General features: G+C 60.4%; 21 protein-coding genes and 1 CRISPR repeat array. Of the genes, 11 read left to right on the forward strand and 10 right to left on the reverse strand.

Features of this window, described 5'->3' with window-relative positions; genetic code table 11:
* Positions 1-5: 5 nt before the first annotated feature.
* A complete protein-coding gene (locus PHT20_RS10585) occupies positions 6-1,586 on the reverse strand; it encodes a GGDEF domain-containing protein (protein ID WP_300086451.1) in 1,581 nt (526 codons plus the stop codon).
* A gap of 171 nt (positions 1,587-1,757) precedes the next feature.
* On the opposite strand from PHT20_RS10585, the gene PHT20_RS10590 reads away from it, so the two are divergent.
* On the forward strand, positions 1,758-2,030 hold the full coding sequence (locus tag PHT20_RS10590; RefSeq protein ID WP_301020492.1) for a hypothetical protein: 273 nt from the start codon (positions 1,758-1,760) through the stop codon (positions 2,028-2,030).
* A 66-nt stretch (positions 2,031-2,096) separates the two neighbouring features.
* Entirely contained in the window at positions 2,097-3,122 is a 1,026-nt protein-coding gene (locus PHT20_RS10595; protein ID WP_301020508.1) for an undecaprenyl-phosphate glucose phosphotransferase, read from the forward strand.
* Positions 3,123-3,157: 35 nt separating this feature from the next.
* Here PHT20_RS10595 and PHT20_RS10600 read toward each other — a convergent pair whose 3' ends face one another.
* Complete coding sequence (locus PHT20_RS10600; RefSeq protein ID WP_301020493.1) at positions 3,158-3,775, reverse strand: glycine zipper 2TM domain-containing protein; 618 nt, start codon at positions 3,773-3,775, stop codon at positions 3,158-3,160.
* A 177-nt stretch (positions 3,776-3,952) separates the two neighbouring features.
* Between PHT20_RS10600 and PHT20_RS10605 the strand changes: the two genes are divergently transcribed.
* Genes PHT20_RS10605 through PHT20_RS10620 form a run of 4 tightly spaced genes read left to right on the forward strand, consistent with a single transcriptional unit; the run spans position 3,953 to position 7,333 of the window.
* Positions 3,953-4,483, forward strand: coding sequence for a cytochrome C (locus tag PHT20_RS10605; protein ID WP_301020494.1), 531 nt, complete (start codon positions 3,953-3,955; stop codon positions 4,481-4,483).
* An 11-nt stretch (positions 4,484-4,494) separates the two neighbouring features.
* Positions 4,495-5,217 (forward strand): cytochrome b/b6 domain-containing protein, encoded by a 723-nt coding sequence (locus PHT20_RS10610; protein ID WP_301020495.1) that lies wholly within the window; start codon positions 4,495-4,497, stop codon positions 5,215-5,217.
* A gap of 33 nt (positions 5,218-5,250) precedes the next feature.
* Complete coding sequence (locus PHT20_RS10615; protein WP_301020496.1) at positions 5,251-5,922, forward strand: winged helix-turn-helix domain-containing protein; 672 nt, start codon at positions 5,251-5,253, stop codon at positions 5,920-5,922.
* A 28-nt stretch (positions 5,923-5,950) separates the two neighbouring features.
* Entirely contained in the window at positions 5,951-7,333 is a 1,383-nt protein-coding gene (locus tag PHT20_RS10620; RefSeq protein ID WP_301020497.1) for an ATP-binding protein, read from the forward strand.
* Positions 7,334-7,335: 2 nt separating this feature from the next.
* Here the strand turns inward: PHT20_RS10620 and PHT20_RS10625 are convergent, their stop codons facing one another.
* From PHT20_RS10625 to PHT20_RS10640, 4 genes are all read right to left on the reverse strand, one after another.
* The gene (locus tag PHT20_RS10625) at positions 7,336-8,115 is read right to left on the reverse strand and encodes an enoyl-CoA hydratase (RefSeq protein ID WP_301020498.1); all 780 of its coding nucleotides are present in this window, start codon (positions 8,113-8,115) and stop codon (positions 7,336-7,338) included.
* A gap of 73 nt (positions 8,116-8,188) precedes the next feature.
* Positions 8,189-9,988 carry a peptidase M61 gene (locus PHT20_RS10630; protein WP_301020499.1) on the reverse strand — a complete coding sequence of 600 codons (1,800 nt, stop codon included), beginning with the start codon at positions 9,986-9,988 and terminating at the stop codon, positions 8,189-8,191.
* Positions 9,989-10,036: 48 nt separating this feature from the next.
* Positions 10,037-10,738 (reverse strand): DsbC family protein, encoded by a 702-nt coding sequence (locus PHT20_RS10635; RefSeq protein ID WP_300086909.1) that lies wholly within the window; start codon positions 10,736-10,738, stop codon positions 10,037-10,039.
* 78 nt (positions 10,739-10,816) lie between these two features.
* A complete protein-coding gene (locus PHT20_RS10640) occupies positions 10,817-11,929 on the reverse strand; it encodes an FAD-dependent monooxygenase (protein WP_300086912.1) in 1,113 nt (370 codons plus the stop codon).
* Between PHT20_RS10640 and PHT20_RS10645 the strand changes: the two genes are divergently transcribed.
* On the forward strand, positions 11,928-12,086 hold the full coding sequence (locus PHT20_RS10645; protein ID WP_300086915.1) for a hypothetical protein: 159 nt from the start codon (positions 11,928-11,930) through the stop codon (positions 12,084-12,086). The genes PHT20_RS10640 and PHT20_RS10645 overlap by 2 nt on opposite strands.
* Positions 12,083-13,171, forward strand: a complete 1,089-nt coding sequence (ychF, locus tag PHT20_RS10650) for a redox-regulated ATPase YchF (protein WP_301020500.1) — start codon at positions 12,083-12,085, stop codon at positions 13,169-13,171. The genes PHT20_RS10645 and ychF overlap by 4 nt, the downstream gene beginning before the upstream one ends.
* A gap of 142 nt (positions 13,172-13,313) precedes the next feature.
* Here the strand turns inward: ychF and PHT20_RS10655 are convergent, their stop codons facing one another.
* Positions 13,314-13,784, reverse strand: a complete 471-nt coding sequence (locus PHT20_RS10655) for a YqaA family protein (protein WP_301020501.1) — start codon at positions 13,782-13,784, stop codon at positions 13,314-13,316.
* 136 nt (positions 13,785-13,920) lie between these two features.
* Between PHT20_RS10655 and dusB the strand changes: the two genes are divergently transcribed.
* The 3 genes from dusB to purH all read left to right on the forward strand — a co-directional run bounded on the left by dusB (position 13,921) and on the right by purH (position 16,888).
* The gene (dusB, locus tag PHT20_RS10660; protein WP_301020502.1) at positions 13,921-14,970 is read left to right on the forward strand and encodes a tRNA dihydrouridine synthase DusB; all 1,050 of its coding nucleotides are present in this window, start codon (positions 13,921-13,923) and stop codon (positions 14,968-14,970) included.
* Positions 14,967-15,203 (forward strand): helix-turn-helix domain-containing protein, encoded by a 237-nt coding sequence (locus PHT20_RS10665; protein ID WP_301020503.1) that lies wholly within the window; start codon positions 14,967-14,969, stop codon positions 15,201-15,203. The genes dusB and PHT20_RS10665 overlap by 4 nt, the downstream gene beginning before the upstream one ends.
* Before the next feature lie 86 nt (positions 15,204-15,289).
* Entirely contained in the window at positions 15,290-16,888 is a 1,599-nt protein-coding gene (gene purH / locus PHT20_RS10670; protein WP_301020504.1) for a bifunctional phosphoribosylaminoimidazolecarboxamide formyltransferase/IMP cyclohydrolase, read from the forward strand.
* Between the two features lie 65 nt (positions 16,889-16,953).
* On the opposite strand, the gene PHT20_RS10675 is transcribed toward purH, so the two are convergent.
* Genes PHT20_RS10675 through trkA form a run of 3 tightly spaced genes read right to left on the reverse strand, consistent with a single transcriptional unit; the run spans position 16,954 to position 20,278 of the window.
* Positions 16,954-17,379, reverse strand: a complete 426-nt coding sequence (locus PHT20_RS10675) for a rhodanese-like domain-containing protein (RefSeq protein WP_301020505.1) — start codon at positions 17,377-17,379, stop codon at positions 16,954-16,956.
* A gap of 35 nt (positions 17,380-17,414) precedes the next feature.
* The gene (locus tag PHT20_RS10680; protein WP_301020506.1) at positions 17,415-18,878 is read right to left on the reverse strand and encodes a potassium transporter TrkG; all 1,464 of its coding nucleotides are present in this window, start codon (positions 18,876-18,878) and stop codon (positions 17,415-17,417) included.
* An 8-nt stretch (positions 18,879-18,886) separates the two neighbouring features.
* Complete coding sequence (trkA, locus tag PHT20_RS10685) at positions 18,887-20,278, reverse strand: Trk system potassium transporter TrkA (RefSeq protein ID WP_301020507.1); 1,392 nt, start codon at positions 20,276-20,278, stop codon at positions 18,887-18,889.
* Between the two features lie 241 nt (positions 20,279-20,519).
* Positions 20,520-23,782: direct repeats of the CRISPR family, unit length 29 nt; unit sequence GGGTCTATCCCCGCTCGCGCGGGGGAACC.
* Positions 23,783-23,931 lie beyond the last annotated feature (149 nt).

The raw sequence follows: 23,931 nt of genomic DNA on the forward strand, positions 1-23,931 counted from the left end.
TTGGTTCAAGCCCCCAACACCCGGTTTTTACCAGCGCGCTTGGCCAAATACATGGCTTGATCGGCGCGCTTGATGGCTTGAGCACCCGCTTCGTCGGCTTGTAGCTGGGCGACACCGGCACTGAAGGTGATCAACACTTTTTCAGTGCCTGCCATGAAAAATTTTTTGGTCAGCTCGCGCTGCAGGCGCTGCATGGCTTCAATGCCTTTGTCGATGGGCGTGTCGGGCAGCAAAATCACAAACTCTTCACCGCCGTAGCGCGCCAATGTGTCTTGCGGGCGCATCACCTCACGGGTCACGTTGGCCAGGTGGGTCAGCGCCACATCGCCGGTGGCGTGCCCCAGGGTGTCATTGAGTTTTTTGAAATTGTCAATGTCCAGTAGCGACACGCACAACGGCGTGTCCATGCGGCGCACTTTGGAGACTTCGCGGTTGATGGCTTCGTCCAGCCCTTGCCGGTTGAGTGCCCCGGTGAGCGGGTCGTGCCGGGCTTGGGCGCTGACGCGGTCTAGCTCTTGGTGCAGTTTGGAGAGCTCGGCTTCGGTGGCCTCCACTTTTTTCTTCATGCCTTGCAAGGCATCGCGGGCGGTCAGGCTGTCTTGCGCCATGTGCCGGGTGGCACCCACCACGTCTTTCAGCACGGGGGCAATGTCGGCAATCGATTTGGCTTGTTCAATCAGCTTGGCGCTGCTCTCCATTTGGGCATGAAAACCGCTGGTGGTCTCGGTCATGGAGGCTAGCCGCTCAATGAAAGCAGCCAGCATTTGACGCATGTCTTCTTGCGCTTTGACGGCTTGTGTTTTGGCCTCGGTTTGTTTGTGGATCACATCTTTCAGGCGTTGCTCCACATCATCCAAGCGGCGCAGTGTGATGGGCGGCACGCACACGGCCATCAAGGCATCAACCTGACCCTTGAGCCAGCCATCGTCCAGGCTCAAGTGGCTGATGTTTTCAATGATCAAGTGCAGCAACTTGAGCAGCATGGTTTTGATTTCAGCCTGGTCTTCAGCCGCAAAAGACAAGCGGTTGCTGTAGTTTTGCAGCAATTTTTTGGCTTCAATCGCATCTGTGTCGGGCTGGCGCAAGGTGCTGAGCAAGGTTTGGGTTTGCGTCTTAAAGTGCTCATCGTCTTGTCCCAAGGCGGGTTGCACGTATTCGATCATGCGGGCAATTTGGGCAAAAAATTCAGCCGTCAGCGCTGGGGCTGTGGGGTTGAGGGCCTGCGTCACACTGTCAGGCGCAACTGCGGGTGGTGGGGTTGGCGCCAAGACCGCCACTGGTGCGCTGGGCGCAACCGCGGGGGGGCTGAAACCGCCGTAGGCCATCAAGGCATTTTTGACCCCCTCCCAATTGAGCTGGTTGATGGCAGACTCAAGCAAGCCACGCTGCTTTTGCTGTCCCGGTGTTTTGGTGGGCAAGGCCAGGGCAATGTCGCGCAACCGCTCTGCAGGGAAAGCGGGCTCATTGGGCAGCTCAGCAATGCTGTTGTAGAGACGTTGGTAATTGAGCGGGGTGGGCGCTAACTTTTGAAGCGTCAGTTGTTTGAGCGTTTCCCGAGCAATTTCAAACGGTTTCATGGCAGTCATGTCTGGTTACCTTTTGGGGGTCAATCCCACGCAATTCATGGCGTGAACGTCACGCCAACGTGCAATTATCCACATTGCCTGGCGCGCGCCTTTGGACGGAAGCTGGGTTTGGCTGGTGCCCCCTTAGAATTCTTAGATATTTTTTCAAGCCCTTGCCAGTTTGCCATTACCATGTTCAACCCCATCAAAAAATCTGCTTCGCTGGCCAGTGTGCTGGTGCAATGGCTTGATTTTTTGGCCATCTGGCTGGGCGGCTGGCTGGCTTACCAATGGCGTTTTGCGTCAGATCAGCAATGGGTCAGCCCGGCACCTTCTGAGCAACTGTTGAGCCTGATGACGGCTGTTTTGGCCACGCTGTTTTTAGGCAAGGTCTACCGCATGTGGCCTGGCGGCGCGCTGGCTGCGATGGTCGGGCGGGTGTTGTTGGGGTGGTCCACGGCCTAGCTGGCGTTGCTGGTGCTGCTGGCACTGACCCACACGGCTGACACGTTCTCGCGCGCCTGGCTGGTCATTTGGTTGCTGACCACCATGGTCACCTTGTGTCTGGGGCGAGTGGCTGTGTTTTTCATCATGGCGCACATGCGCCGAGCCGGCTATCAGCACAAGCGCTTGCTGTTGGTGGGAGATGCCGGGGTGTTGGACACCGTGCGCGAGCGCGTTAAGGGTGCCACGTGGAGCGGTTTTGACATTGTGGGCGAGGTGGCCTTGTCAGATGTGGCGGCCATTGCCGCCTTTGATGCCCAGCACAAGCCTGATGAGGTCTGGGTCGGTTTGCGCATGGTCGACCATGACGCGCTGGATGCGGTGATGCAGGCTTTGAGCCAATCGGTGGCCAACATCCGCCTGCTGCCTGACTTGCACATGTACCAAATTTTGAACCACGGCATGAGCGTCACCCTCGGTATTCCCATGGTCGATGCGTCGGTGTCACCCATGCATGGCAGTAGCCGCATGATCAAGGCAGCATTGGACTATGGCGTGGCGAGCTTGATGCTGTTGTTGCTGGCGCCGGTATTGCTGCTCACAGCTGCCGCCATCAAGCTCACCTCGCCCGGACCGGTGTTTTACAAACAAAAACGCAATGGCTGGAACGGCGATGAAATCTGGGTTTACAAATTTCGCACCATGGTGCTGCACCATGAGCCTGAGGGGTGCGTGACCCAAGCTTGTCCGCAAGACGCGCGGGTGACCCCGATGGGTCGCTTGTTGCGCAAAACCAGTTTGGATGAATTGCCGCAGTTCATCAACGTGCTGCAAGGGCGCATGTCGATTGTGGGGCCGCGTCCACACGCGTTGTCGCACAACGCGGCATACCAAAAGTTGATTCCGCATTACGCACTGCGCCACAAGGTCAAACCCGGCATCACCGGTTGGGCACAAATCTGTGGTTACCGGGGTCGCACCGAAACGCTCGACAAAATGGAAGGGCGCATCAAACACGACATCTATTACCTGGAGCACTGGTCGATTTGGCTCGACCTGAAAATCATTTTGCTCACACCGCTGGCATTGATTCAGGGGCAAAACGCCTACTGAGGCGGTTGGGCGTTTTGCCATTTGCGCACAGGGCTTTAGTTGCGCACCAAGGTATTGCCAGAGTTCTTCACCGCCGTGCCTACCGCCAGGCCAGGGTCTTGTTCAAAGTTGAAGCTGCCGGTGCGCCCGTCGGTGTATTGCACACTCACTGTCCAGACCTTGCGGCCACCTGCGCCCTCGGCCAGGGTTTTACCGGCGTAAGCGCCCCCGGCGGCACCGGCAATGGTGGCCAGGTCTTTGCCAAACCCGCCGCCCACCTGATGCCCCAGCACGGCACCGGCCACACCGCCAGCAATCATCCCCACCGTGCCATTCACGCCACCTTGTTCTGACACATTCACCGCGGTCACCCGACCGCAGTCGGTACAGACCGCCTGGCCGTAGTTTTGGGTTTGGTACACGCCGGGTTGTTGGCCGGCCACGGCGTTGTCAAAAATGCTTTGGGCATCGCGTCGGCATTGAATGCGTGCCTCGGGTGAGGCTTCTTGGGCGCAAAGTTTTTTGTCGGCTTCATACCGGGCTTGAGCCGCTTGGCGGCTGTCCTGCGGAGCGCTGCCCCACACTTGGGCGTGACTGGCCGTGCCAGCGCACAGGGCCAGGGTGCAGGCTATGGCAGTGAATGTTTGACGCAGGGCGTTGAGTTTGAAAAGCATAGGGTGCTCCAGGAAGTTGATGGGGTGATGCTGATCACGAGTGTCTGGCAAGGGTGGCAAGAATACTGCGACTTTTTGGTTTGTGACACAATTTTCAAGCAGATGGGGCAGGTCTTAAGAATTGCTTAATCCCTCAAACCTACATTACTTTCACCGTATATTTATTGGAGAAACCCCATGCCACGCTTGTCCCATCTTCTGAAAACTTCTTTGGTTTTATTGCTCACCGCCGGCAGCATGCATGCGGCCTGGGCGGATGATGACGAAGGGGGCGGACGCTGGTGGGGCGGTAGCTGGGGCGGTGGTTCGCGCGGCGGCATGGTCAGCAATGCACCACCGCAATACAAAACCGAATGTGCTTCATGTCACATGGCTTACCCAGCCGGTTTGTTGCCAGCAGGGTCATGGCAGAACATGATGGCCAATCTGAGCAAACACTTTGGCAACGATGCGTCCATTGACGCAGCCAGTGCCAGCGCCATTTCGCAATACCTGACCAGCAATGCGGGCACTTACAAGCGGGTCAGCGAAATGCCACCTGAAAACCGCATCACCGAGTCTTACTGGTTTCAGCGCAAACACGGCAAGCATGTGAACAACAGCACCTGGGCGCGTCCCTCCATAGGCAGCCCTTCCAACTGTGTGGCATGTCACCAAGGTGCTGAAAATGGCGATTTCAACGAACACAGCGTTCGTATCCCCAACTAAGTTCAGCCGCCATGGTGACCGACAACAACAAAATACTGGTCTGGGATGCACCTACCAGGGTGTTTCACTGGCTACTGGCCTTGAGCTTTGCCGGGGCTTACATCACGTCTGAGAGTGACCGCCTGATGGGCGTGCACCTGACTTTAGGCTACACCATGGTGGGTTTGGTGGCGTTTCGGGTGGTGTGGGGGCTGATTGGCACGCGCTATGCCCGCTTTACCAGTTTCATCCGTGGGCCTGAAGCGGTGGCGCAATGTGCCAGCGACATGCTCCAGCTCAAGCCCAAACATTCGGTGGGGCACAACCCGCTGGGAGCGGTGTCGATTGTGCTGATGCTGCTGGCCACGTTGGTGGTGGTCTACACCGGCTGGGTGTATTTCAATGGCGCAGCCCACAGCGTGAAAGAAATTCACGAGGGCGCAGCGGGGTTGATGTTGGCGGTGGTGGGGGTGCATGTGGCGGGTGTGTTGCTGGCCAGCGTGATGCAAGGCGAAAACCTGGTGGGCTCGATGATCAGCGGCTACAAGCAAGGCTTGTCCAAAGACAAAATTGGTTGGTCATGGTGGCCGCTGGCGCTGGTGCTGGTGTGCTGTGTGCTGGGTTTTTGGTATTTGCAATGGCAAAGCCCAGTGGTCAACACCCAGGGCGGTAGTGGCTACCAAAGCGAAGGCCATGGTTACAGCAACCCAGGTCGCTACGGCAGCCAGGGCTGGCGTGGTGGCGATGACGATTAACACCATGCACCACTTTCAAACAAAGGGTTAACCATGCGGATTTTGTTGGCTGAAGACGATGCCATGCTGGGGGATGGCCTGCGTGCCGGCCTGCGCCAGCAGGGCTTTCAAGTGGACTGGGTGCGTGATGGCCTAGCGGCAGAGCGCGAGTTGTGCAGTGGCGACTACCAGGCCGCTGTGCTGGACTTGGGTCTGCCACAAAAAGACGGCATGGATGTGCTGCAGGCCATCCGAGCCAAAAAAATCACCACCCCCGTGCTGGTGTTGACCGCCCGCGACGCCGTGCCAGAGCGCATCAAAGGGCTAGACCTGGGTGCCGATGACTACGTGCTCAAACCGGTTGATTTGTTCGAGCTGGGCGCGCGCTTGCGCTCGCTGGTGCGGCGCGCCCACGGGCAAACCCAAGACCTGCTGACCTGCGGTGCGATTCAAATGAACCCCGCAGCGCGCCAAGTGGTGTTTGAAGACCAACCGGTCACCCTGTCGACCCGAGAGTTTGATTTGCTGCACGTGCTGATGCTGGCAGTGGGGCGAGTCATGTCACGCGAGCAGCTGGAGCAACAGCTCTACAGCTGGGGGCATGAGGTGGAGAGCAATGCCGTGGAAGTGCACATTCACCACCTGCGCAAAAAACTCAAGCCAGAGCTGATCCAAACCGTGCGCGGCATTGGCTACACCTTGCTGCGCCCCAAGCTGACCGCCTGACCCAGCGCCTGGCCTGCTGCTACCGCCCATGACCTTGTTGCCCCGCCTGAAATCTTTGCAAGCCCGCTTGCTCAGTCTGCTGTTGCTGATGGTGACCCTGGTCTGGCTGGGTGCCGGCGCCTTGACTTGGGTGGATGTGAGCGACGAGCTGGGCGATTTGCTCGATGGTCACTTGGCCCAGTCAGCCGCCTTGCTGGTAGTGCAACAAACCGGCCATGGCAACGACGTGAGCGCAAACGACACAGAAGACAGCCATGTGGAAGATGCGCCTTCACTGCACAAATATGCGCCCAGGGTGGCATTTCAGGTGTTTCATGAAGGCGTGCTGACCATGAACTCGGCCAATGCCGGCAAGACCCCCATGTCTGGCAAAACACGTGGCTTTTCTACGGTGCGCATGCCTGATGATTCAGCGTGGCGGGTGTTTGCCGCACAGGGCAGCGAGGGCGATGTGCAGGTGTTTGTGGGTGAGCAAGTCAAATCGCGCGACGCTATTCTGTGGGCTGTGCTCAAAGGCGTGTTGATGCCTTTGCTGTCGGCCTTGCCGCTGCTGGCGGTGGTGGGCTGGCTGGCGGTGCGCAATGGCTTGGCGCCGCTGCGGCATTTGAGCCTGACCCTGGCACAGCGCCAACCGCACACGCTCGATGCGGTGGTGCTGCCAGACGTGCCCACTGAAATTGCACCGGTGGTGCACTCCCTCAACGCCTTGTTTGAGCGCATCCAGACCATGGTGGCTTCAGAGCGCCGTTTCACGGCAGACGCGGCGCACGAACTGCGCACCCCCATTGCCGCCATTCGCACCCAAGCCCAAGTGGCGTTGGGCGCGGGTTCAGACGACGCGCAGCGCAACCGGGCTTTGAACTACACCCTGGCCGGTTGCGACCGCGCCACCCATTTGGTGGAGCAGTTGCTCACCCTGTCGCGACTGGAGTCTTCCAGCACCGCCGCCCCCACCGGCTGTGTCGATGTGTCTGCGCTGGCGCAGCGTGTGGCCGCCGACCTGGCTCTGATTGCCTTGGGGCGTGAACAAGAGCTGGCGCTTGACGCCCCCGCGCCCGCCCTCATTGCCGCAGACGACATGCTGACCAGCGTGCTGGTGCGCAATTTGATTGACAACGCCATGCGCTACAGCCCGGACGCAGCCAAAGTGGCGGTGTCGGTCAAAGTGAGCGAAAACCAGGTCATGCTGCAGGTGCAAGACAGTGGCCCAGGTTTGGCTGAGGCCGAGATGGCGCGCCTGGGAGAGCGCTTTTACCGGGTGCTTGGCACCGAGCAAACCGGTAGCGGCTTGGGCTGGTCGATCGTGCGGCGCATTGCCAAGGTCTACAACGCCCAGGTGTCGGTCAGCCGCTCAGCCCAGCTGGGCGGCCTGTGCGTGACCGTGCAGTGGCCGCTGGCCAAGCCGCGGTAACCTTACCGGTGGGTGAACACGGCTTTGCGCTTGTTGACAAACGCATCCATGCCTTCTTTTTGATCGGCGGTGGCAAACAGCGCGTGAAACATGCGTCGCTCAAACATGATGCCATCTGCCAGCGTGCCTTCAAAGGAGCGGTTCACTGACTCCTTGGCTGCCATCACCGCCACCTGAGAAAAGTCGCAAATCTGCAGTGCCGCGCCCAAGGCTTCGTCCATCAACTTGTCCAACGGCACCACACGGCTCACCAGCCCGGCGCGTTCAGCCTCGGCTGCGTCCATCATGCGGCCGGTCAGTGCCATGTCCATGGCTTTGGCCTTGCCTACTGCGCGCGGCAGGCGCTGCGTGCCCCCGGCGCCGGGGATGATGCCCAGTTTGATCTCGGGCTGGCCAAAGCGGGCGTTGTCAGCGGCAATGATGAAGTCGCACATCATCGCCAGCTCGCAGCCGCCGCCCAGCGCAAAACCGCTCACGGCGGCAATCACCGGTTTGCGAATGGCACGGATGGCCTCCCAGTTGCGGGTGATGAAATCGTTTTTGTACACGTCGGCAAAGCTGAAGCTGGCCATGCCGCCAATGTCGGCGCCAGCGGCAAAAGCTTTTTCGCTGCCGGTGAGAACGATGCAGCCCACGGCCGGGGCGGCGTCAAAGGCTTGCAGGGCGTGGCCAAGTTCGGTCATCAGTTGCTCGTTGAGGGCGTTGAGCTGTTTCGGGCGGTTCAGGGTGATGACGCCCACTTTGTCGGCTTCGGTGCGGACGGTGATCAGTTCATAGTTCATGCAGTCTCCTTTTAAAAAAATATAAGAAATTGGCCTCTAGAGCTTATGAAATAAGCGTAGATAGCTATCATTTTTATTTATCGTGGGTGGCCAGCCAAACCTCTGCCAGGGCGGGGTCGGACACACTCAAACGCACGTTGTGAAGCGTTTTGGGCAGACGCACTGGCAACCACATCAAGCGCTGGTCACGCGCCACCAAGGCCTGAAAAGCGCTGGCTTGCCCCAGCACCAGTGCCACGTCGTCCGGCGTGTGGATGCGCCAGCCTGGGTGCGCGCTGGCTCCTGCTGGCGCCACGTCCGAGTCAAGCAAGATGCCCAGCCACTCGTCCCCCGCGGCCATGCCGGCAGCTTCCGCGGCACTGCCACGCAGCACGCTCTTGACCTTCAAGCCTTGTTGCTCAATCACCTTCAAGCCCAATTGCTCCAAGCGTGAGGCACTCTCTAAGGTGTAGCAAATGCCCTGCGCTTTCAGCAATTTTTCAAGCGGTAAATCAGCCGTGCCATGCACCCATTGCTGCAGCTGGGTGGCCAGTGCTGCGCTGCCCAAGGCGGTCACCGCATCGGTCACGTCTTGCTCGGTCATGGCGCCACCCTGGCAGCGCTGCCACAGCGTGCGCATGACGGCATCCAGGCTGCTGTGGGTCGTTTGGCGCAGGCTTAAATCCAGGCACAGCGCAATCAACGAGCCCAGCGTGTAGTAACTCACCGTGGCGTTGGCGCTGTTCTCGTCCGGTCGGTAGTATTTGACCCAGGCATCCCAGCTGGCTTGCGCCACACTTTGCACCCGGCGCCCAGGGGTTTGCCGCACCTGATTGATGGTTTTTGCCAGCAGCGTGAGGTATTTGGCGCTGTCAATCAGGCCAGCTCGGCGCAGCAGCAGGTCGTCAAAGTAGCTGGTGAAGCCTTCAAAAAACCACAGCAGTTCGGTGTAGTTTTCCTGCGCGTAGTTGTAGTGGGCAAACTCGGCCGGGCGCAGGCGCTTGACGTTCCAGGTGTGAAAGTATTCGTGGCTGATCAAGCCCAGCAGCGTGGTGTAGCCCGCTGGTGGGGGGGCGGCTGGGCTGGCATCGGTGCGGGGCAGGTCGGCACGGCGGCAAATCAAGGCGGTGCTGTGGCGGTGCTCCAGCCCACCATAGCCGTCGTGCACGGCATTGAGCAAAAACAGGTAATGCCGGTGCGGTGCGTCGGCCGTGTGCTGGCCATGCCAGAAGCCAATTTCAGTCTCGCACACGCGCTGGGCATCGGCCAACAGGCGCGCGCCGTCAAAACTGGGCGGTGCGCCCGCCACCACAAAACGGTGCGTCACGCCAAAGGCCACAAAGTGCCCTTGCCAAAACGCACCCAGCTCGACCGGGCTGTCCACCAGTTCGTCGTAGTTGGCAGCCAAGTAGCTGTCAAACCCGCGGGAAGTGACTTTTTGGGCGGGCAAGGCGCAGGCGGCGTGCCAGTCTTTGGGCAGGCCAGCCGCGCTTAAGCGCAACAGGTGTGGCTGCTGGGTTTGGCCGTGCACCTGCAGGCACAGGCTGGTGCCGTTAAAAAAGCCGCGTTGGGCATCGAGCCAGGCGGTGCGCACCGAGGCGTCAAACGCATACACCTCATAGTGCAGCACCAGCGCCGCAGCAGGGCTGCAGTGGGCTTGCCAGCTGCATTTGTCGAGCTGGGTCAAGGCCACCGCTTGGCCATTTTGCTGGGCTTGCAGCCCCTGCAGGTGTTTGGCAAACTCGCGCACCAGGTAGCTGCCGGGTATCCACACCGGCAAACTCAGGCACTGGTCAGCTGCTGGCTGCGGCACGGTGAGTGTGATCTGGTACAGGTGCGCGTGCAGGTTGTGGGCACGCACGTCGTAGACCAGCGCGGTTGCATCAGAGCTCATGTGGGTTTCCTGGTGGCGCACAGGCCAGGTCAGTCAGTTCAGGCGTTTTTAATTCAGGCGTTTTTCAACTTGGTCAGCACCCACGGCACCGGGCACGCGTGAGCCATCGGCAAACACCAGCGTGGGCGTGCCGGTGATCTTGAACTTGTGCCCCAGTGCCACATTGCGGGCAATGGCGGCGCTGTCGCAGCTGGCCGCCGGGGGCGTGATGTCGCGCACCATCCAGTCTTGCCAAGCCTTGGCCTTGTCTTTGGCGCACCAGATGGCTTTTGATTTTTCACCCGAGTCAGCGCTCAAAATGGGGTACAAAAACAGGTACACGGTGACGTTGTTGATCTTTTGCAAGTCTTTCTCAAAGCGCTTGCAGTAACCACAGTTGGGGTCTTCAAACACCGCCAGCTTGCGTTTGCCGTTGCCCCGCACGATGGTGAAAGCATCTTTGAATGGCAGTGCGTCAAAGTTGATGGCGGTGAGCTTGTCTACCCGCTCTTCGGTCAGGTTGCGTTTTTGCTTGGTGTCGATCAGGTTGCCTTGAATCAGGTAATTGGCCTGGGCATCGGTGTAATAAATGTCAGTGCCGTTCACGCGCACCTCAAAAATGCCGTCTATCGGGGTTTTGCTGACCTCGTCAATTTTTTGCAATTGCGGAATCCGCTCAGGCAGGTTTTTGCGAATGGCCGCCTCTTGCGCGCCCGCGGTGGTGGCGGTCAGCAGGGCGCAGACCAGTAAGGGTGAAAGGAGTCTTTTCATGTGCGTCCTGTTAAAAAAATGAATCCATCAGACGGGTGCGCTGCCAAGAAGTTCCCGCTGGATGCGACCTGATACGGTTCACAAGCCCATGGCTTGGCGGGCGGCCCAGTGTTTGGTCATGCCACTGAGCTCGAAACCCAACATGCCCCAGTTGCGCAATTTTTGCCAGCCGTTGCCAGGCTTGGCAAACAACTGCTGCAGCATCGTCATGGCGGCATCGGTGGTGGTAACTTCTGCGCGACGGGCGCGCTCGTAGCGGCGCAGCAGCCGGGCGTCGTTGACCGGCCGCCAGTAGGCACGGGTGTGCAGCACCTGAGCCAGCTCGGCCACGTCGCCCAGCCCCAAGTTGAGCCCTTGGCCAGCCAGCGGGTGCACGTTGTGCGCTGCGTCGCCCGCCAGCGCCCAACTCTGACCCTGGTTGACCCCGATCCAGCGGCTGGCCTGCGCCGACTGCAGTGGCCAGGCTTTGCGTGCGCCAGTCAGCGCCAGTGTGCCCAAGCTGTGGTCACACAGGGTTTGAAGTTGCTCGCAAAAATCAGCGTCATCGGCTTGCAGCATCTCTGCCGCGCGGGCATCGGGCAGCGACCACACCAGCCCCACCGTTTGCCCTTGGGCGCCGTCCATAGGCAAGAAGGCCAAAATCTCGTCGCCCTTGAACCATTGGCGAGCCACTTGCGCGTGCGGTTTTTCACAGCTCAGGCGCGCGGCAATGGCGGTTTGGGGGTAGCGGGTCGCGGTAAATTCCACACCAAATTCTTCCCGGGTGCGGCTTGCGCGGCCTTCGCACACCACCGTCAGGGTGGCGGGTTGGGGGCTTTCTAGCAGCTCAATGTGCGGCTGAAACTTGACCGCCTCGCGCAGCTGCGCCTCTAGGGCGGGCACGTCCACCATCCAGGTCAGCGCCTGCACCCCCAGGCTGCTGGCGGCAAACGTCACAGAGCCGCCGTCGTCGCCCTCGACCTGCATGTCGGTCACTTCAGTGGCGTGTTGGGCGTCAGGCCAGCAGCGCACCGACTCCAGCAAGGCTTTGGACTTGGCGTTGAGCGCGTAGACCCGCACGTCCGCCTGCGCGTCGGCTGGCGGCGGCGGAGCCACCAGCCCCACGCGCAGGCGGTCTTTGGCCAATAACAACGCCAGCGTATGGCCCACAATGCCACCGCCACGGATGCAAATATCAAGGTGTTGAGTCATGCGCAAGATTGTAGAAGCGGGCGCCGCCCACGGCAAAACCAACAAAATAACCGCATCGCATACACTTCTCAGCCTGTTTTTCGTGGTTTTTTGGGGTTTAAACGTGCGCTGTTTGCAGGTTGACCGCTCTTTTAGTTTGTTTGAGGATTTGTTATGAAATGTGGCATTGTGGGCTTGCCCAATGTGGGTAAATCAACCCTGTTCAACGCGCTGACCAAGGCTGGCATCGCAGCAGAAAACTACCCGTTTTGCACCATTGAACCCAATGTGGGCATTGTCGAAGTGCCCGACCCCCGGCTGGATGCCTTGAGCGCCATCGTCCACCCCGAGCGGGTGCAGCGCGCCATTGTGGAGTTTGTGGACATTGCTGGCTTGGTGGCGGGGGCCAGCACTGGTGAAGGCTTGGGCAACAAGTTTTTGGCACACATCCGCGAGACCGATGCCACCATCAACGTGGTGCGCTGTTTTGAAGACGACAACGTGATCCACGTCTCTGGCCGGGTCGACCCGATTTCTGACATTGAAGTGATTCAAACCGAGCTTTGCCTGGCTGACCTCAGCACCGTGGACAAAGCGCTGGCACGCTACCAAAAAGCCGCCAAATCGGGTGCGGACAAAGAAGCCATCAAACTGGTGGGTATGTTGGAGCGCTGCCAGGCGGCGCTCAACGAAGCCAAGCCGGTGCGCACCCTTGATTTCAGCAAAGAAGAGCTGCCGTTGCTGAAACAATTCTTTTTGATCACCGCCAAGCCCGCCATGTTTGTGGCCAATGTGGCCGAAGACGGTTTCACCAACAACCCGTTCCTGGACCGTTTAACGGAATACGCCACCGCCCAACACGCGCCGGTAGTGGCCATCAGCGCCAAGCTGGAAGCCGAAATGTCTGAAATGAGCGACGAAGACCGCTTGATGTTTCTGGAAGAGCTGGGCTTGCACGAGCCGGGTCTGAACCGCCTGATTCGCGCTGCTTATGACCTGTTGGGTTTGCAAACTTACTTCACCGCCGGGATCAAGGAAGTGCGCGCCTGGACCATCCACAAAGGCGACACCGGCCCGCAAGCCGCTGGCGTGATCCACACCGATTTCGAAAAAGGCTACATCCGCGCCCAAACCATTGCCTATGACGACTTTGTCGCTTTCAAGGGTGAGCAGGGTGCCAAAGATGCGGGCAAGATGCGCGCCGAGGGCAAAGACTATGTCGTCAAAGATGGCGACGTGATGAACTTCTTGTTCAGCTCTTGATGGATAAGAAAATAGGGCTCTATCGCTTATGAAATAAGCGTGAGTAGCTACTTTTTATGTAGCTTTCTGATGCTGAGTGTGAGCCCTGTCCCTGCCTGCTAAGGTGGGGTTTTTTTTGTGCCGAGGATGCAATGTTTCTGTGTCAGCTGCCAAAAACACCCAACAGGGCGGCGGTCATGACGATGTAGCGGGCGCATTTGCCAATGGCCATGTACAGCAAGCACGGCCAAAACGGCAGCTTCAGCCAGCCCGCCACCGCGCACAGTGGGTCGCCAACCAGCGGCAACCAGGCCAGCAGGCAGGCTTTGGGCCCCAGCCGTTCCAGCCAGTCAAGCGCGCGCAGGTGGTGTTTTGAATGCTGGTGCCGCTCTATCACTTTGTGCGAGGCCAGACCCATCCACCAGCTCACCGCGCCGCCCAAGGTGTTGCCCGCAGTGGCCACGGCAATGGCTGGCCAAAACAAACTGGGATTGAGTTCAACCAGGCCAAACACGGCGGGCTCTGAGCCCAGTGGCAGCAAGGTGGCTGAAATGAAAGACACCACAAACACCGTGCTCAAGCCAAATTTGGGCAGTGCCAGCAACGTCAAAAGGTGTTCCAGCCAGAGTTCCATGGGTGCGCGAGTATAGGGATAGCACAGCTCTTGCGCTGCTGGATGCGGGTTTCAAGTGCTGAAATTTTGAGCAGATAGAATCTTCACCTTCCCCCACGACACCCCCTCTTACTGCACTCACACTGCCACTGCTCGCATGCACATTGGCCCGTACGTTTTGCCTAACCGCTATTTTGTTGCCCCCATGGCGGGGGTGACAGATCGGCCATTTCGCCAGTTGTGCAAACAGCTGGGCGCGGGCTACGCGGTGAGTGAAATGGTGACCAGCCGGCCAGATTTGCAAGACTCGCTCAAAACCTCGCGCCGCGCCAACCATGCTGGCGAGCCCGGTCCGATTGCGGTGCAAATTGCCGGCACCGAGGCGCAGATGATGGCCGACGCGGCGCGTTTCAACATTGACCGCGGCGCCCAAATCATCGACATCAACATGGGCTGCCCGGCCAAAAAGGTCTGCAACAAGTGGGCCGGCTCGGCGTTGATGCAAGACCAGGCGCTGGCGCTGCAGATTGTGTCTGCCGTGGTGCAAGCCTGTGCCCCCCAGGGCGTGCCGGTCACGCTGAAGATGCGCACCGGCTGGTGCCAGGCCGAGAAAAATGCTGTGCAGCTGGCACGCGCCGCGCAAGCCGCCGGGGTGCAAATGGTCACCGTGCATGGCCGCACCCGCGAGCAGGGCTACAAAGGCGCGGCTGAATACGACACCATTGCCGCAGTCAAAGCGGCGCTGACGATTCCCGTGGTGGCCAATGGCGACATTGACAGCCCCGCCAAAGCCCGCGCCGTGCTGGCTGCCACCGGTGCCGATGCGGTGATGATTGGCCGCGCCGCTCAGGGGCGCCCCTGGATTTTTCGGGAAATTGCGCACTTCATGGCCACCGGGCAAACCCTGGCGCAGCCACTGGTGGCTGAAGTCAAACACTTGCTGCTGGCACATTTGCACGACCACTACACCCTGTATGGCGAGTGGGCTGGCGTGCGCAGCGCCCGCAAACACATTGGCTGGTATGTGCGTGGCTTGCCCGGTGGCGAGGCTTTTCGCGCCCACATGAACACCCTGCCTGACGCCCAGACGCAGACCCGCGCTGTGACCCATTTTTTTGAAGCACTCAACACCCGCATGGATCGCTTGCCCGCGCCTGGCCTGGGGCAAGCGTCACAAGCGACGCATTTGCTGGAGACCGTGACATGAAACCCGTGCACATAGCCGATGCCGTGCGCATCAACCTGGAAAGCTACCTCAGAGACCTGGGGGGCAGCGAGCCCAACGGCATGTACGACATGCTGGTGGCGGTGGTCGAAAAACCGCTGTTGGAGCTGGTGATGCAGCGCACCGACCACAACCAGTCCAAAGCAGCGCAATGGCTGGGCTTGAACCGCAACACGCTGCGCAAAAAACTGCTTGAGCACAAACTCATCGATTGATAGCTGCTGGCGCAAGCAAAGCAAGCGCTAGAGGCCTATTTCTTATAAATTTACTGATCCATTTTTTACACTCACCACAACCCACCATGAACGCACTTCTTTCTGTTTCAGACAAAACTGGTATTGTTGAATTTGCCCAAGCGCTGCACGCCCTGGGCATCAAACTGCTCAGTACCGGTGGCACTGCCAAGCTGTTGGCCGACCAGGGTTTGCCGGTCACCGAGGTGGCTGAAGTCACCGGTTTCCCGGAAATGCTCGACGGCCGGGTCAAAACCCTGCACCCCAAAGTGCACGGTGGCTTGTTGGCGCGGCGCGACCTGCCTGAGCACATGGCCGCCCTGAAGGCCTACGCCATCGACACCATTGACCTGCTGGTGGTGAACCTGTACCCGTTTGAGGCCACCGTGGCCAAAGCTGGCTGCACCCTGGAAGATGCCATTGAGAACATCGACATTGGCGGCCCCGCCATGGTGCGCAGCGCGGCCAAAAACTGGAAAGACGTGGCGGTGTTGACCGACGCCTCCCAATACGCCCAAGTGCTGGCCGACCTGCACGCCACCGGCACGGTGGCTCAAGCCACCAAATTTGCCCTGAGTGTGGCCGCCTTCAACCGCATCAGCCAGTACGACGCGGCCATCAGCAACTATTTGTCATCCATCACCTTTGACGAAGCCGCCAGCGTGCCGGTGCGCAGCTTGTTCCCGGCGCAGTCCAACAGCAACTTTGTCAAGCTGCAAGACCTGCGCTATGGCGAAAATTCGCACCAAAGCGCCGCCTTGTACCGCGACCTGTTTCCGGCACCGGGCTCACTGGTCACCGCCAAGCAGCTGCAAGGCAAAGAGCTGAGCTATAACAACATTGCTGACGCTGATGCGGCCTGGGAATGCGTCAAGAGTTTTGATGCGGCGCGTGATGGCGCTGCCTGCGTGATCTTGAAACACGCCAACCCCTGTGGCGTGGCCGTGGGCGCTGATGCGCTGGAAGCCTACAGCAAGGCTTTCCAAACCGACCCGACCTCGGCTTTTGGCGGCATCATTGCCCTGAACTGCACGCTGGATGAGCGTGCGGCGCTACAAATGTCGAAGCAGTTTATTGAGGTGTTGATGGCGCCCGCCTTCACCCCCGAAGCCTTGGCGGTGTTCAAAAGCAAGGTCAATGTGCGCATTTTGCAAATTGACTTGCCCGCGGGTGGTGCCTCTGACTGGGACAACGGCCGCAATGCCGTGGATGTCAAACGCGTCGGCTCCGGCTTGCTCATGCAAACCGCCGACAACCACATCCTGACCCTGGCCGACCTGAAAGTGGTGACCCAGCTGCAGCCCACGCCAGAGCAATTGCAAGACCTGATGTTTGCCTGGACTATTGCCAAGTTTGTCAAAAGCAACGCCATCGTGTTCTGCAAGGGCGGCATGACCATGGGTGTGGGTGCTGGGCAAATGAGCCGGCTCGATTCGGCGCGCATTGCCAGCATCAAGGCCGAGCATGCCGGCTTGTCGCTCAAGGGCACGGCCGTGGCCAGCGACGCATTTTTCCCGTTCCGCGACGGGCTTGATGTGGTGGTGGACGCGGGTGCCACCTGCGTCATCCAGCCCGGCGGCTCGATTCGCGACCAAGAAGTGATTGACGCCGCCAACGAGCGCGGTGTGGTGATGGTCTACACCGGCGTGCGCCATTTCAGGCATTGAGGCCGTGGCGAGACATTAAGGCCGAATCAGGCGGTCAGCTGGCCGCCTGATTTCATTCAGTCTATTCACGCTTTGCTGTGGCGGCGTGCCTTGTGCTGCTCGTAGGTTTCTACCGGCGCACCTTGTTGCGCCCAGGCGGTGAAGCCGCCGTCGATGTGCGCCACATTGGTCATGCCCATGTCTTGCAGCGCCTTGGTGGCCAGGGCGCTGCGCCAGCCGGCGCCGCAAAACAGCACAAACTCTTTGCTCTCGTCACCAAACACCGGCTTGTAGTAGGGCGAGGCGGGGTCAACCCAAAACTCAAGCATGCCGCGTGGCGCGTTGAAGCAGCCCGGCACCGTGCCCTCGCGCTCCAGCTCGCGCACGTCTCTGATGTCCACAATCTGCAAGTCTGCAGCCCCCAGGCGTGCCTTGACCTCAGCCACGCTGTAGGTTTTGACCTCGGCCATGGCCTGCGCCACCAGCACATCGATTCCTTTGGTAATTGCCATTGAGATGTCTCCTTGTAAAAAATAAAAGATTGAGCTTACCTGCGCCAGAACTGCGGCACAAACAACACCATCACCGCCAGCAGCTCCAGCCGCCCCATCCACATGGCCACGGTGCAGACCCAGGTTTGAAAATCGGTCAGTACGCCAAAGTTGGCTGATGGCCCCACCAGGCCCAGCCCAGGGCCAATGTTGTTGAGCGTAGCCACCACAGCTGAGAACGCCGTCACCATGTCCAGCCCCGAGAGCAGCATCAGCATCGTCAGCCCCACAATGGCTGCGATGTAAATCAGCATGAACGCCACCACCGAGGCCATGACGCTCACCGGGATCACATTGCGCCCTAGTGTGATGGGGTTGACCACATTGGGGTGCACCGCGCGCACCAGCTCGCGGTGCGTGCGTTTGAACAGCAAAATCATGCGCACCATCTTGATGCCGCCACCGGTGGAGCCGGCGCACGACACGTAGCACCCCAGGGACAGCAATAACACTGGCGCAAACACTGGCCACAGCGTGTAGTCTTGCGACGCATAACCCGTGGTGGTGGCCAGCGACACCACATGAAACACCGCTGCGCGCACATCGTCCAACAACGTGGCCTGCGTGCCATGCACCACCAGCACCCCGGTCAGCACCACGCTGGCCGCCAGCAGCACGGCCACATAGGCACGCACTTCCTGGTCGCGCACCAGTGAGCGCAGCGAGCGCGCCCGCCAGACGATGAAATAACGCGCAAAGCTGATGCCCGCCAGCCCCATGAACAGCACCGCCACCGCCTCCATCAGCGGCGAGTTCCAATGGCCAAAACTGGCATCGTGCGACGAAAAACCACCCAGCCCCATGGTGGTGCACATGTGCATGAAGGCATCGGCCCAACTCATGCCGGCGGTGTGATAAGCCAACAAACAGGCCACCGACAGCACACCGTAAACCCCCCACAGACCGCGCGCGGTTTCGGCAATGCGCGGGGTCAGGCGCGCGTCTTTCATCGGCCCCGGCGTCTCGGCTTTGTAGAGCTGCACACCACCCAAGCCCAGCAGTGGCAGCACCGCCACCACCAGCAGCATGATGCCCAAGCCACCCACCAGTTGCAAGAAACAGCGCCACACGTTGACCGACACCGGCAGCGCATCCAGCCCGCTGAGCACCGTGGCACCGGTGGCCGTCAAGGCACTCATGGCTTCAAAGTAAGCGTCAGTCCAGCTCAAGCCATCAATCGCCAGCAGCAGCGGCACGGCTGACAGCGCAGGCAACACCAGCCAAACCAGGTTGACCAGTAAAAAGCCGTCGCGCACAGCCAGCTCTCGCCGGTGGTTTTTGGTCAATAGCATCAAAATCAAGCCCACCACCAAGGTCAAACCCAGGCTACGCAGCCAGATGTTGCGCAAGGCTGGCGCATCCAGCTGCCAGGCCCACGCCAGCGGCATCAGAAACATCACCGAAAAGGCGATTACGATGCGCGCAAACACCGCCAGAACCGGGCCAAAAAATGCCGTCATGGCGCGCATCAAAAGAAGGTGGCACTGACCTGGAACAAGCGTTCCACCGCGCGCAACTGGTTCTTGTTGGGGATGAAGATGATGACGTGGTCGTCAGCCTCAATCAGCAAATCATGGTGTGGCATGAGCACCTGGCAGGCATCACCGTGCCCGCGCACCACAACACCAAAGCGTGCGCCATCGGGCAACGTGATGTTTTTGATGCGTTGCCCCACCAGCTTGGACGAGCGCGCATCGCCCCGCGCAATGCCTTCCAGCGCTTCGGCAGCACCTCGGCGCAAACTGTGCACCGCCGCCACCGCACCCCGGCGCACATGCACCAGCAGTTCACCAATGACGGTTTGCGCTGGCGACAGTGCAATGTCAATGGCGCTGCCCTGCATCATCTCGGCGTAAATGCGCCGGTTCACCAGCGCAATCACCCGCTGCACGCCCAGCCGCTTGGCCAACATGGCCGACAAAATGTTGTCTTCATCGTCGCTGGTGAGTGAGACAAACAAGTCCATCTCGCCCACGTTTTCCTCAATCAGCAGCGCCTCGTCGGCTGAGTCGCCACACAGCACCAGTGTGTCAGAACCCAATTCACCCGCCAGGTATTCACAGCGCTTGCGGTCGCGCTCAATCAGCTTTACCTGGTATTGCCCCATCAAACTGCGCGCCAGGCGCAAGCCCACCTTGCCACCACCGGCAATCATGATGCGCTGCACGGGGCGATCGTCTTTGTGGATGGCACTCAAAATTTGCTTGATCTGGGTTTTGTCGGCCAGCACAAACACCTCGTCCCCCGGCAGCACCCGGGTGTGGGCGTTGATGGTGAGCTCGTCATCTTGCCGGTATACCGCGACCACCCTCATCGGCGCTTGCGGAAACAGCAACTTGAATTCACCAATGGTGTGGTGCACCAGCAAACTGCCTGCCGCCGCCCGCACCGCAATCAGATGTGCGCGCTGCTGCGAAAACTCCAAAATCTGCAGCGCCTCGGGGTATTCAATGAGTTTGTGCACATAGCGCATCACCGACTCTTCAGGGCAGATCACACGGTCTACACCAAAGCCCCCCTCTTTGCCCAGCAGCGGTGTGTCTGCTTCAAACTCGTCAGAGCGCACGCGCGCAATGGTGGTGGGCACATTGAACACACTTTTGACCACCCGGCAGGCTGTCAGGTTGGTTTCATCCAACGACGCGCAGGCAATGAACAAGTCAGCATCTTCAGCCCCCGCCCGGCGCAGCACCGACGGCTGAATGCCGTTACCAGGCACGCCACGCAGGTCAAGCCGATCTTCCAGCAGGCGCAGGCGGTCGGGGTCGGGGTCAATGACCGTGATGTCGTTTTGCTCAGACACCAAACTCTCTGCCACGCTCTCACCCACACGCCCCGCACCCAAAATAAGAATTCGCATCGTCAAAAACCTTTCAGTTTGGGAATCATAGCGGGGGGTGTGATGAAAAACGCCGCCTGATGATCTGGTGAACTGATTGGGTTGGGTGGGGTTGGGTGGCAACGGCGTGTTTACACAATTGATTCGGATTGCTGATGGATTTATGCCTGACGTTGCTGGTGGGCGAATCTCCAATGGAAATCTTTAAGCATAGCCACGCACAAGGGAACCAATATGTCGGTTCGGAGAAAAGGTCTTACTCGGGTCTATCCCCGCTTGCACGGGGGAACCCTGCAATAGCTCCCCTTTCGGCGTGCCTTCGTGGGTCTATCCCCGCTCGCGCGGGGGAACCCACCGGCGCTTCCAGTCCCCCCAGCCCATGTCGGGTCTATCCCCGCTCGCGCGGGGGAACCGAGAAGTGAAGATAAGGGCAAGAAAAACGCCTGGGTCTATCCCCGCTCGCGCGGGGGAACCGGCGGGGAGAAGAGCTACACATGGCCTTATCCGGGTCTATCCCCGCTCGCGCGGGGGAACCCTCATTGCCGATGTGGCAATGCAATGTGACTGGGGTCTATCCCCGCTCGCGCGGGGGAACCATTTGCAGCAGCTTTGTGATGAATTCCCTGGCGGGTCTATCCCCGCTCGCGCGGGGGAACCCTGCCTGTGCTTCCTTTGCCCATTGCGCCCTAGGGTCTATCCCCGCTCGCGCGGGGGAACCAAACACTATGGCCCAGACAAGCCGCGCGGCCTGGGTCTATCCCCGCTCGCGCGGGGGAACCTTTGTCAGTGAGCCGACGATTGACAGGCCGTTGGGTCTATCCCCGCTCGCGCGGGGGAACCACAGCCAGCCCGGTGGCCGGGTCAATGGGGGCGGGTCTATCCCCGCTCGCGCGGGGGAACCCCCTACTGGCTCATTCAGAGAGCTACTGAGACGGGTCTATCCCCGCTCGCGCGGGGGAACCGCTTTGCGACACAAGGACTTGAACTCGATCACGGGTCTATCCCCGCTCGCGCGGGGGAACCACGCGATAAGGTGTATCACCTCTTTGGCAGTGGGGTCTATCCCCGCTCGCGCGGGGGAACCCAACGTTGAAGGCCATTGCGTGTTGTAGGCAGGGGTCTATCCCCGCTCGCGCGGGGGAACCATGGCAATATGCCGTGGATTGCCTTTGAGCTTGGGTCTATCCCCGCTCGCGCGGGGGAACCGCCTGATGCACCAAGCACATCACTGGCGCTTAGGGTCTATCCCCGCTCGCGCGGGGGAACCCCGGAGGTGTTGCAGCATCTATTGCAGGCACAGGGGTCTATCCCCGCTCGCGCGGGGGAACCTTGGCATTTGCGGCCATGACAGCAACGTCTTGGGGTCTATCCCCGCTCGCGCGGGGGAACCGACTTGGCTTCCACCACGTTGTCAACAAACCCGGGTCTATCCCCGCTCGCGCGGGGGAACCTTTACTGAACTGCCCTGCATCGCGCAAGAAAAGGGTCTATCCCCGCTCGCGCGGGGGAACCGTGGATGGTGTAGAGCGCTCCAAGCTGCTGAAGGGTCTATCCCCGCTCGCGCGGGGGAACCTGCTCTGCGGCCATGTCTTTAGCAGCTTTGGCGGGTCTATCCCCGCTCGCGCGGGGGAACCAGACCATTTGCCCAGAGTGTGTGGCTGGTGACGGGTCTATCCCCGCTCGCGCGGGGGAACCCAGGGCATGACCACCTCGCAAATATCAACAGCGGGTCTATCCCCGCTCGCGCGGGGGAACCAGGCGCTGGCGTTGTTACCGACAGTGCCAGCGGGGTCTATCCCCGCTCGCGCGGGGGAACCTCGGTAACGCTTGGCGCCTGGCTGGCTGTAGCGGGTCTATCCCCGCTCGCGCGGGGGAACCTGGAACGACTTGCGCCAGACGGTGAACGGCCAGGGTCTATCCCCGCTCGCGCGGGGGAACCCAGTATTTGCCAGAGGCTTCGGCGGCGCTTTTGGGTCTATCCCCGCTCGCGCGGGGGAACCCGCGCGCGGCTGAACGGTGCGTGAATTTTCGCGGGTCTATCCCCGCTCGCGCGGGGGAACCACTATGGGTCTTTGCCCGTTACGTCGTGCCACGGGTCTATCCCCGCTCGCGCGGGGGAACCGTTGTCGGCTCTGTCAGCGCTGCATCAAGCATGGGTCTATCCCCGCTCGCGCGGGGGAACCTGCCCGGCGTTGCCTAGGTGCGGGAGCTGGCGGGGTCTATCCCCGCTCGCGCGGGGGAACCGGGAGATGCGCTCAAATGGCGTTCCTGCGGACGGGTCTATCCCCGCTCGCGCGGGGGAACCCCAATGCCCATGCGTGCCGCTGTCTCGCATAAAGGTCTATCCCCGCTCGCGCGGGGGAACCATGCATACAGTTTGCGGGCTTTGATATCCGTGGGGTCTATCCCCGCTCGCGCGGGGGAACCTGGCCACGACAGGTGCGAGTGCGACACCTCGGGGGTCTATCCCCGCTCGCGCGGGGGAACCCGTAAAAATCAGGGTCGGCATGGAGCTTGTCGGGGTCTATCCCCGCTCGCGCGGGGGAACCGCGCATCACGCTCTTTTTGCACCCGCTCTAGAGGGTCTATCCCCGCTCGCGCGGGGGAACCGTTCGACGCTTCAGACCTCGGCGATGGCTACGGGGTCTATCCCCGCTCGCGCGGGGGAACCTGTGTCGGCGCTCGCGTCGTCGGCGGCTGGCGGGGTCTATCCCCGCTCGCGCGGGGGAACCGTGATCGTCGGGGCCTTGCTCCTGGCGCGTGCGGGTCTATCCCCGCTCGCGCGGGGGAACCCTCCTGCGCTCGCTGTCCTTTTTCTCGGCATCGGGTCTATCCCCGCTCGCGCGGGGGAACCAAGTAGAGGCGGGTCCGTTCGGAACTGGCCCGGGGTCTATCCCCGCTCGCGCGGGGGAACCAGGGGGGAATTTGGGGAAGAAGGCCAAAGAGGGGGTCTATCCCCGCTCGCGCGGGGGAACCTGCCGCTGCGCCTGGAAACAAGTTGTCTAAGAGGGTCTATCCCCGCTCGCGCGGGGGAACCGGCGTGTGGGGTGTGAAAAAAGTTCTGCGCATGGGTCTATCCCCGCTCGCGCGGGGGAACCCCAAGGGCGTATTAATTGATCGTCGCCTTGTGGGGTCTATCCCCGCTCGCGCGGGGGAACCTGGTTTGCTTGGTTCCATCGGTAGTGTTCTTTGGGTCTATCCCCGCTCGCGCGGGGGAACCGGTAATGAGTGCGGGGGTGATGAGAGCCATGGGGGTCTATCCCCGCTCGCGCGGGGGAACCTGCCCAATGGTGAGGTTCGCCCCTTCGCCCATGGGTCTATCCCCGCTCGCGCGGGGGAACCTTTGACCTCGCCGGGTATTACCACTGCTTATCGGGTCTATCCCCGCTCGCGCGGGGGAACCGATGCGGTGGTGCATTACCACTTGCTCGCGTGGGGTCTATCCCCGCTCGCGCGGGGGAACCTAGCAACGAAAACCGTATAAACCGTTTATACCGGGTCTATCCCCGCTCGCGCGGGGGAACCGCTGAAAACGGCTTCAGGCCTTCTAACTGTCATGAATCCAAGCCGACGCCCCGGATGATGAAAGAAACTCTAGGGTGGAGGTGACGGGGTCGATGCCGAGAAAATTCTTTGGGAGCGAGCATCCCGATAACTAACTTGGCACGCCTACA

It is taken from the genome of Rhodoferax sp. (assembly GCF_028715765.1).
GTDB lineage: Bacteria > Pseudomonadota > Gammaproteobacteria > Burkholderiales > Burkholderiaceae_C > Rhodoferax.